Annotated in this window: 7 protein-coding genes and 1 tRNA gene; 5 read left to right on the forward strand and 3 right to left on the reverse strand. The window is 38.6% G+C overall.

The window, feature by feature from the left end; genetic code table 11:
* Nucleotides 1-19: 19 nt before the first annotated feature.
* Both CP355_RS03575 and CP355_RS03580 read right to left on the reverse strand, forming a co-directional pair.
* Nucleotides 20-835 (reverse strand): Cof-type HAD-IIB family hydrolase, encoded by an 816-nt coding sequence (locus tag CP355_RS03575; protein ID WP_087175648.1) that lies wholly within the window; start codon nucleotides 833-835, stop codon nucleotides 20-22.
* 84 nt (nucleotides 836-919) lie between these two features.
* Entirely contained in the window at nucleotides 920-2,353 is a 1,434-nt protein-coding gene (locus CP355_RS03580) for an APC family permease (RefSeq protein ID WP_098043908.1), read from the reverse strand.
* Nucleotides 2,354-2,508: 155 nt separating this feature from the next.
* Here CP355_RS03580 and CP355_RS03585 point away from each other — a divergent pair, with 155 nt between their 5' ends.
* Complete coding sequence (locus CP355_RS03585; protein WP_098043909.1) at nucleotides 2,509-3,996, forward strand: SH3-like domain-containing protein; 1,488 nt, start codon at nucleotides 2,509-2,511, stop codon at nucleotides 3,994-3,996.
* A 44-nt stretch (nucleotides 3,997-4,040) separates the two neighbouring features.
* Here CP355_RS03585 and CP355_RS03590 read toward each other — a convergent pair.
* Nucleotides 4,041-4,112, reverse strand: a tRNA-Arg gene (locus CP355_RS03590).
* Nucleotides 4,113-4,359: 247 nt separating this feature from the next.
* On the opposite strand from CP355_RS03590, the gene CP355_RS03595 reads away from it, so the two are divergent.
* The 4 genes from CP355_RS03595 to tpiA all read left to right on the forward strand — a co-directional run bounded on the left by CP355_RS03595 (nucleotide 4,360) and on the right by tpiA (nucleotide 8,571).
* Complete coding sequence (locus CP355_RS03595) at nucleotides 4,360-5,391, forward strand: sugar-binding transcriptional regulator (protein ID WP_025005146.1); 1,032 nt, start codon at nucleotides 4,360-4,362, stop codon at nucleotides 5,389-5,391.
* 55 nt (nucleotides 5,392-5,446) lie between these two features.
* Nucleotides 5,447-6,463 (forward strand): type I glyceraldehyde-3-phosphate dehydrogenase, encoded by a 1,017-nt coding sequence (gene gap / locus CP355_RS03600; RefSeq protein WP_025005145.1) that lies wholly within the window; start codon nucleotides 5,447-5,449, stop codon nucleotides 6,461-6,463.
* A 112-nt stretch (nucleotides 6,464-6,575) separates the two neighbouring features.
* Complete coding sequence (pgk, locus tag CP355_RS03605; protein ID WP_025005144.1) at nucleotides 6,576-7,787, forward strand: phosphoglycerate kinase; 1,212 nt, start codon at nucleotides 6,576-6,578, stop codon at nucleotides 7,785-7,787.
* 25 nt (nucleotides 7,788-7,812) lie between these two features.
* Nucleotides 7,813-8,571, forward strand: a complete 759-nt coding sequence (gene tpiA / locus CP355_RS03610; protein ID WP_023061659.1) for a triose-phosphate isomerase — start codon at nucleotides 7,813-7,815, stop codon at nucleotides 8,569-8,571.
* Nucleotides 8,572-8,659: the final 88 nt, after the last annotated feature.

The raw sequence follows: 8,659 nt of genomic DNA on the forward strand, positions 1-8,659 counted from the left end.
CATTGCCTTTTTTGTATATCTATTTCTCAGCGTCTAAATATTTTTGTAGGACCCTGAAGACACCATTTTCAGTATTGGCAGGTGCGATATATTTAGCATGTTCTTTAACACTTGGCATCCCGTTAGCCATAGCATAAGAGTATTTTGCAAAATCAAGCATAGCAATATCGTTGCCGCCATCACCAAATGCGATTAGATCATCACCAGTTAAGTTTAATTTGGCTAATAAATGCTTTAAACCGGCGCCTTTATTGATACCATAAACATTAGTATCAATAGCAGTATTAGCAGATCCAAATGCAGAAATTTTTTGTTCATGCTTTTCATTGAATTCTTTTTCAATTTCTGGCGCCTTAGAATTGTCTAAACTAAAAGTGATTTGCAAGATATCCTTGTTGGGTAAATCTGACCAATGATCAACAACTGCACTTTTGCCAGCGAAGTATGCTAAGAAGTCACGCTCAGTTTTAGGAATAGCTTTGTGGAAGTAGGCTACATCGGTTTCGAAGACCATAGGAGCTACTTTACCATATTTGTCACTGACTTCTTTAAGTAGACTAAGAGCAGTTTCACGTTTTAGCGGATAAGAAGCAACTGTTTCACCGTTAACAACTAGCATAGAACCATTGAGAGAAACAAAATCCATGCGTTCAGCAAAATCACCGAAGTCTTGCTTTAATCTAGTGTATGGCCGACCAGAAGCTACGATAAAATGAACGTTTCTTTTTTCTAATTCCGTAAGTATTTGATCAAATTGTTCATGATTAAATTGCTTACGATCATCTAAGAATGTCCCATCCATGTCAACTGCAACAGCTTTAAAAGGTAATGTCATATTTTTCCACCTCATTTTTAATCTAAATGAAATTAAAAAATAAAAAAAGACCGCTGTCAACGGTCTTTTTTGTTATATCTATATCTAATTGGCCTTTGCTTCTTGATATTTTTTAATACCAGGAAGAATCAATCCCAATGCGATTAAGATGATTGGTGTTAAGATATTGAGCATTAATGTAAATGGATCTGGTGAATAAATACCAAAAATACAACATGCTGCAGTAACTAAGAAACACCAAATACCTGCGGTATAAGCTAATCCCTGAGATTTAGTCATTTGATAAGTGGTTTCAAATGATTTTTGATGCTTTCTTAAAGCAATATAAGCTGCAAATACCCAAAGGTAACGAAGTGGCATGGTAGTTGAGTTTAACTTAACTAATTGAGCCATTACAGCTTGTGCGTTAGGAACAAATGCTTGGATAGCAATTAAACCACCTGATAAAACAACGATCATCCAAATACCATTGATATAAGCACCATGCTTGTTAAGCTTGAATAAACCTTTAGGAATAAATTCTTTTGCTTCTTTACTTCCCAAAAGCATTCTAAGCGGTGCGTCAATACTAATTACTAAGGTGGAGAATTGACCAATTACATTACACCATGAGTAGATGTACATGAATAATCCACCAACATGGTAGTATTCGCCTAGTTTTTGGAAGGCCATGTAGGCACCATTTGAAATATATTCATTCAAATTAGCATTAACGACCTTCGGATCAAACATCAATGCCATGGCAAAGGTACCTAAAATTGCTGATACCATAACCATGATTGCTAATGCCATCATTGCCTTAGGGAAATTCTTGGAAGGATCTTTTACCTTATTAACATAAGGCGAAATCTTTTCACAGCCACCAACGGCAAATACTAAGATTGAAAGAGAAGTAAAGTATTTAACGTTGAAAGTTGGCATTAAATTCTTCCAATTAAGATCAATGTGGTAAAATCCTGCTCCTGGATTAATAGCCGGAGCGGCAAACATCATGATGATAAACAAAATTGACATGATGAACATTGAAGAACCTGCGATAGTTGCTAAGCCCTTTAATACAGGAATACCACGACTTGCTACCCAGCAGAAGAATAAAAATACAACTAATGTTGCAAATTGTGTCCAAGCAGTAGGTAATCCGTCGTACCATCTGGTGTTACCAAAGATGCCCCAAGCCATAGCTCTTAAGCCACCGGTACCTTTACTAGAAATATATACGACGTGGCAAGCCCAATAAGTCCAACCTGCATAATATGCCCATTTTGCGCCCATAGTGGCATTTACCCAAGAGGAAACCCCACCTTCAGCATTCTTGAAGGTAGCTCCAAGTTCACCAACCATTAAGGCATAAGGAACAAAGTAGAGAAGGAACATGACGATCCAGCTAAAGACAACCTTTGTCCCGTCAAAGTAGACGTACCCATTAACAACGTTACCAAAGCCCCACACAGTGGAGAACGCCATCATTGCTAGGGTGGTCCACATCATCTTTTTGGAATTATTTTGTGATTCGACCATAAAAACACTCCTAATATAAATTGTGAGTCTTTTCATTATATAACAATGCCATTAGTATGTTCTTATATTAATTTTTTTCTAATAATATAAGACAATTTTTGATGAATTGGTGCTAAGATATGAGTATATGCTGTTTTTTTAAGGAGGAAGAATGAATGAGAAACAATAAAAAGCTAATTTTAGCTGGTTTATTGCTTGCTGGAAGTTTATTAACTATTAATGGTCAAGCAAACACTGTTCAAGCTAAAAGCTACGGCAAGGCTGTTACTAAAATTGCAGGTAATGGTAATTATGCAATTTATCACAATGTTTCAAGCAAGGGACCAAGCGGCAAGTTTACTTCAACTAAGTATTTTAAACATGGTCAAATTCAATCAAAGGAATCTAAATCAACCAGAAAAGGTACTTTCTGGAAGATTATTGTTGATGGTCGCAATGTTGGTTGGGTAAGTGAAAAATTCTTTGCACGTAACCAAATCTCTGTTGCTAATGAGGTAAGCTTAGTTAAAAATAGTGATTACAGCTTCCCTACTAGAGATGCGATTAACTACGCTACAGATGCACATGGTACTGCAATTAATCCTAATAAGGTTCATGTTTCTAGAAAGTATATAAGTACTAATCCAGACAAAGTAACCTATAGTTATGGTAAAGCAAAGGCAGAAGTTAATATTGACGTTCATGATGGTGATATGGCTTCTCCAAGTGTTACTCCGAAGAAGGGCTTTAAGACTACTTCTACTTGGAATGGTGGCTCAAAGGGCTCATCTAGAAACTGGAATCGTGCACATGGATACCGTTCAGAAACTACTAGCAACACCATTAAGAGCAATGGCTTAACTCTTAGAACTCGTTTGTTCCAACCTAGATTTTTGAGTTTAGGTTATGGTCAAGCTGGGGATGCAATGGGCCAAGTTGGTGTAATTCCTGAAGGTATGACAGTTAACGGCGGTATTTTCACTACTTCATTATTTACAAGCAGTAATAGTCAATATGGACACTTAGTTTCATATAACTTGAATGCATTAAAGAGCAAGTATGCTGCACAAAATCTTACTACTATGAAGTGGAGCACTTTTAAGTCATACGCTAAAAACATTAAAGTAAGTCCATATATTAAATTGGGTCACGGTCAATCATTAGGTTCTTCATCAAGTTACATCTACGTATTGGCTAATGACAATAAATACAATAATGGTCCTGCTTCAGAAGAAATCTTACAAATTCGCAAGAGCGATATGAAGATTAACAAGATTTGGACATTTAGAATTTCAGATAATCGTTACATTCACAACGCTACTTTTGTAGGCGACGATACTATGTACGCTTTATTCCACAATGGTGGTCATAACTGCTATGAATACTGGAAGTTAACTAGAGATGGTGATACTTGGAATGCTACTGAAGTTGGTGCAACTGAAGGTAGATTTATTTCTAATTCACCAGTTCAAGGCTTTGCTTATGGCGACGGTCACTTCTTCATTGGCTTTAATGACAACATCTTTAAGGTAAGTGAAAATGGCTCTGCACAAAAGCATTACCGTTTCAACACTAAACGTGAAATTGAAGGTATGTCAGCAACTGGTTCAAGATTGTATGTACAATTTGCACAACGTGCTGAATTGACTTCAGGTAAGTTTTAATAGTAAATGAAAAAGCTAGAGCAATTGCTCTAGCCTTTTTTGTATGGGTCCCCTGGGAGTCGAACCCAGATTTTAAGAACCGGAATCTTACGTGCGATCCATTACACTAAGGACCCAAACTATGTAGCTTCTAGTATAACAGAAAAAGAATATAAATAGAAATGATTTTGTGAGCCTTACAATTTTTTTTAAAATAGTCGATCTTTTTCTTGAATTACGAAAAATACATTGTTATACTAACAGTGTCGATTGGGAAATGTATGAATTTGAAATAGTTGTACGTTTCTCTTATATTTTTAAGTATTCTGGGACAGCAATCGACACAGATGTGGTCACTAAGCGTCCCAGGGAAAGGAGGGAACGATGAATTCGGACTTTTCTTTGCTCGAAGCGCTCGTTCCCGACGTCTTAAAGATTCTTCGACAAAGGTATCTTGTCCTTGAGCAGATAGCACTGCATGCGCCGATTGGGCGTAGAAGTGTAGCTCAACATTTAGGGCTTTCAGAAAGAAACATTAGAACCGAAACTGAATATTTGAGTCAATTAGGTTTGATTGAAACTAAAAGTTTTGGAATGTTTTTAACTGAAAAGGGCGAGAAAACATTACAAGATGCGGGGCCATTGATTGACCGTCTCTTTAATGCGGGTGAAACAGAATTAGCACTGGCTAAGAAATTAGGGATTGAAAGAACCTTGATTGTACCAGGTAATGCTGATTTGCAAGATCGCGTTTATGAAGAGATGGGAGAAGAGTTAAGTTCAGCTTTAAATTTACTCTTGCCATTAGGTCATTCAATAGTTACAATTCTAGGTGGAGCGGCTTTAGCAAAATCTGCTAAGTATTTATCTCCTAGTTTAGGGAATAACCGCCAGTTAGAATTTGTTCCTGGTCGAGGAGCCTTGGGCGAAAATGTAGAAACGCAAAGTAATACAATCGTCCAAGAAATGGCAGCTAAAACTTCGGGTACGTATAAGACATTGTATTTACCTGAACAAGTTTCAGCTGCAGCGTATAAATCTTTGATACGTGAATCCTCGATTGCGGATGTTCTGCAAGATATTTCACAAAGCGATGCAGTGATCCATGGTATTGGGTTAGCCCAAGAAATGGCGCAGCGTAGAGGGTATAATTCAATTAGACTTTCGGAGCTTCGTGAAAAGAAGGCCGTCACCGAATGTTTCGGGTGTTTCTTCGATGAAAAAGGCAAGGTTGTCGACCGTATCACCCAGGTTGGATTACAGTTTGAGAACCTATATAAAATACCCCACATATTTGCTTTTGCATGTGGTGCAAGAAAAGCCAAAGCAATAAAAGCATATATGCCCAATGCACCTCATCAAACCTGGTTAATTACTGATGAGGGTGCCTCAAATATGATTTTAAAGGGGAAATAAAATCCCGTTTAAAATAAATTGTTGTTTATAGTTCTTAAAGGAGGACTTTTAGGTTATGACAGTTAAAATTGGTATTAACGGTTTCGGCCGTATCGGTCGTTTAGCATTCCGTCGTATTATGGACTTAGGCGAAAAGAGTAAGGACATCGAAGTTGTTGCTATCAACGACTTGACCACTCCATCAATGCTTGCTTACTTACTTAAGTACGATACTACTCATGGTACTTTCAACCACGAAGTTTCATCAACTGAAGATGCTATCGTAGTTGACGGTAAGAAGTACCACGTATACGCTGAACCACAAGCACAAAACATTCCTTGGGTTAAGAACGATGGTGTTGACTTTGTTCTTGAATGTACTGGTTTCTACACTAGCAAGGCTAAGTCACAAGCTCACCTTGACGCAGGTGCTAAGCGTGTATTGATCTCAGCTCCAGCTGGTAACGACTTGAAGACTATCGTTTACTCAGTAAACGAAAACACTTTGACTGCTGACGACAAGATTGTTTCAGCTGCTTCATGTACTACTAACTCACTTGCACCAATGGCTAACGCTTTGGACAAGGAATTCGGTATCGAAGTTGCTACTATGACTACTATCCACGCATACACTGGTACTCAAATGACTTTGGATGGTCCTGCTCGTAGTGGTAAGGAACAAGACGCTCGTGCTGCTGCTGAAAACATCATTCCTCATACTACTGGTTCAGCTAAGGCTATCGGTTTGGTATTGCCTAACTTGAACGGTAAGATGAACGGTCACGCACAACGTGTTCCAGTTCCAGATGGTTCAGAAACTGAATTAGTATCAATCTTGAGCAAGAAGGTTACTGCTGACGAAGTTAACGAAGCTATGAAGAAGTACGAAAGCCCATCATTTGCTTACAATGGTGACCACATTGTTTCAAGCGATGTTTTGAACATGACTGCTGGTTCAATCTTTGACCCAACTCAAACTATGGTAACTACTGCAGGTGACAAGCAATTAGTTAAGACTGTTGCTTGGTACGACAACGAATACTCATTCACTTGCCAAATGGTTCGTACTTTATTACACTTTGCTACTCTTTAATCATTAATTTAAATTAACTGATTATAGTTAAGTGGTAATTGAGAAGGCGGAGGGAGATTCTTCCTTCCGCCTTTTTTTGAAGGAAAAATATCAAAATAATCGGAGGATTATAATGGCTAAATTAATCGTTGACGATCTTGATGTTAAAGGCAAAAAGGTTTTAGTACGTGTAGACTTCAATGTTCCAATTAAGGACGGCGTTATCGGTGATGACAACCGTATCGTTGCTGCACTTCCAACTATCAAGTACATCATTGAACACGGTGGTAAGGCTATTTTGCTTAGTCACTTGGGCCGTATTAAGTCAGATGCTGACAAGAAGGAATTATCATTAAAGCCAGTTGCTGAACGTTTAAGTGAACTTCTTAAGAAGCCTGTAACTTTTGTACCATCAAACGAAGGTAAAGAAGTTGAAGATGCTATCAACAACATGAAAGATGGCGACGTTGTTGTTCTTGAAAATACTAGATTCCAAGATATCGACAATGACTTTGGTAAGCGTGAATCAGGTAACGATCCTAAGCTTGGCGAATACTGGGCAAGCCTTGGTGACATGTTTGTAAACGACGCATTTGGTACTGCTCACAGAAGTCACGCATCAAACGTTGGTATAGCTACTGCAATGAAGGAAAACGGCAAGCCTGCAGCTGCCGGTTACTTACTTGAAAAGGAAATCAAGTACTTAGGTGACGCTGTTGATAACCCTGTACACCCATTTGTAACTATCTTGGGTGGTGCTAAGGTTTCAGACAAGATTGGTGTTATTAACAACTTGATTCCTAAGTCAGACCACATCTTAATCGGTGGTGGTATGGCTTACACCTTCTTAGCAGCTCAAGGCCACAAGATCGGTAAATCATTATTTGAAGCTGATAAGGTAGACCTTGCTAAGGAATTGCTTGAAAAGGCTGGCGACAAGATCGTTCTTCCAGTTGACAACGTAGCTGCAACTGAATTCTCAAACGATGCTTCACGTGAAGTTGTTGGTGATGACATTCCTGACAACATGATGGGTCTTGACATTGGTCCTAAGACTATTGCTAAGTTCAAGGACATCTTAAAGGATGCTAAGACTGTTGTTTGGAACGGACCAATGGGTGCTTTCGAAATGCCTAACTTCGCAGAAGGTACTTTGGAAGTTGGTCGTGCATTAGCAGATCTTACTGACGCAACCACTATTATCGGTGGTGGTGACTCAACTGCTGCTGCTAAGCAATTGGGTATTGCACCTAAGATCAGCCACATTTCAACTGGTGGTGGTGCTTCACTTAACTACCTTGAAGGTAAAGTATTGCCAGGTATCGCTTGCGTACAAGACAAGTAATTTAAGTTAAGGAGATAATAGACTAATGAGCCGTACACCAATTATTGCTGGTAACTGGAAGTTACACATGAATCCAGAACAGACTACTGAATTCGTTGACGCTGTTAAGGACAAGTTGCCAGATCCAAGTAAGGTAGAATCACTTATTTGTGCACCTGCAGTTGACCTTGATGCTTTAAGAAAAGCAGCTAAAGGTTCAAACTTACACATCGGTGCTGAAAACTGTTACTTTGAAGACGAAGGTGCTTACACCGGTGAAACTTCACCTAAGGTCTTGAAAGAAATGGGTATGGACTACGTAATTATTGGTCACTCAGAACGTCGTGGTTACTTCCACGAAACTGATGAAGACATTAACAAGAAGGCTAAGGCAATCTTTGCTAATGGCTTGAAGCCAATCATTTGCTGTGGTGAATCACTTGAAACCCGTGAAGCAAACAAGCAAGAAGACTGGGTTGTTGGTCAAATTAAGGCTGCTTTAGATGGTCTTACTGCTGAACAAGTTTCAAACCTTGTTATTGCTTATGAACCAATCTGGGCTATTGGTACTGGTAAGACTGCTTCATCAGACCAAGCTGAAGAAATGTGCAAGACTATCCGTGAAACTGTTAAGGACTTGTACAACGAAGAAACTGCAGAAAACGTTCGTATTCAATACGGTGGTTCTGTAAAGCCAGCTAACGTTAAGGAATTAATGTCAAAGCCTGACATTGATGGTGGCTTAGTTGGTGGTGCTTCACTTAAGCCTGAATCATACTTAGAATTGGTAAACTACCAAGACTAATCTGATTATTAAAAAAGGAACTTCTTAATTAAGCAATGTCATTAAGTTAAGACATTGACAATTAAGGGTGCTTTTTTAGAGATCGAAT

Source organism: Lactobacillus sp. UMNPBX4 (genome assembly GCF_002554115.1).
GTDB classification, from domain to species: Bacteria; Bacillota; Bacilli; order Lactobacillales; family Lactobacillaceae; genus Lactobacillus; species Lactobacillus gallinarum.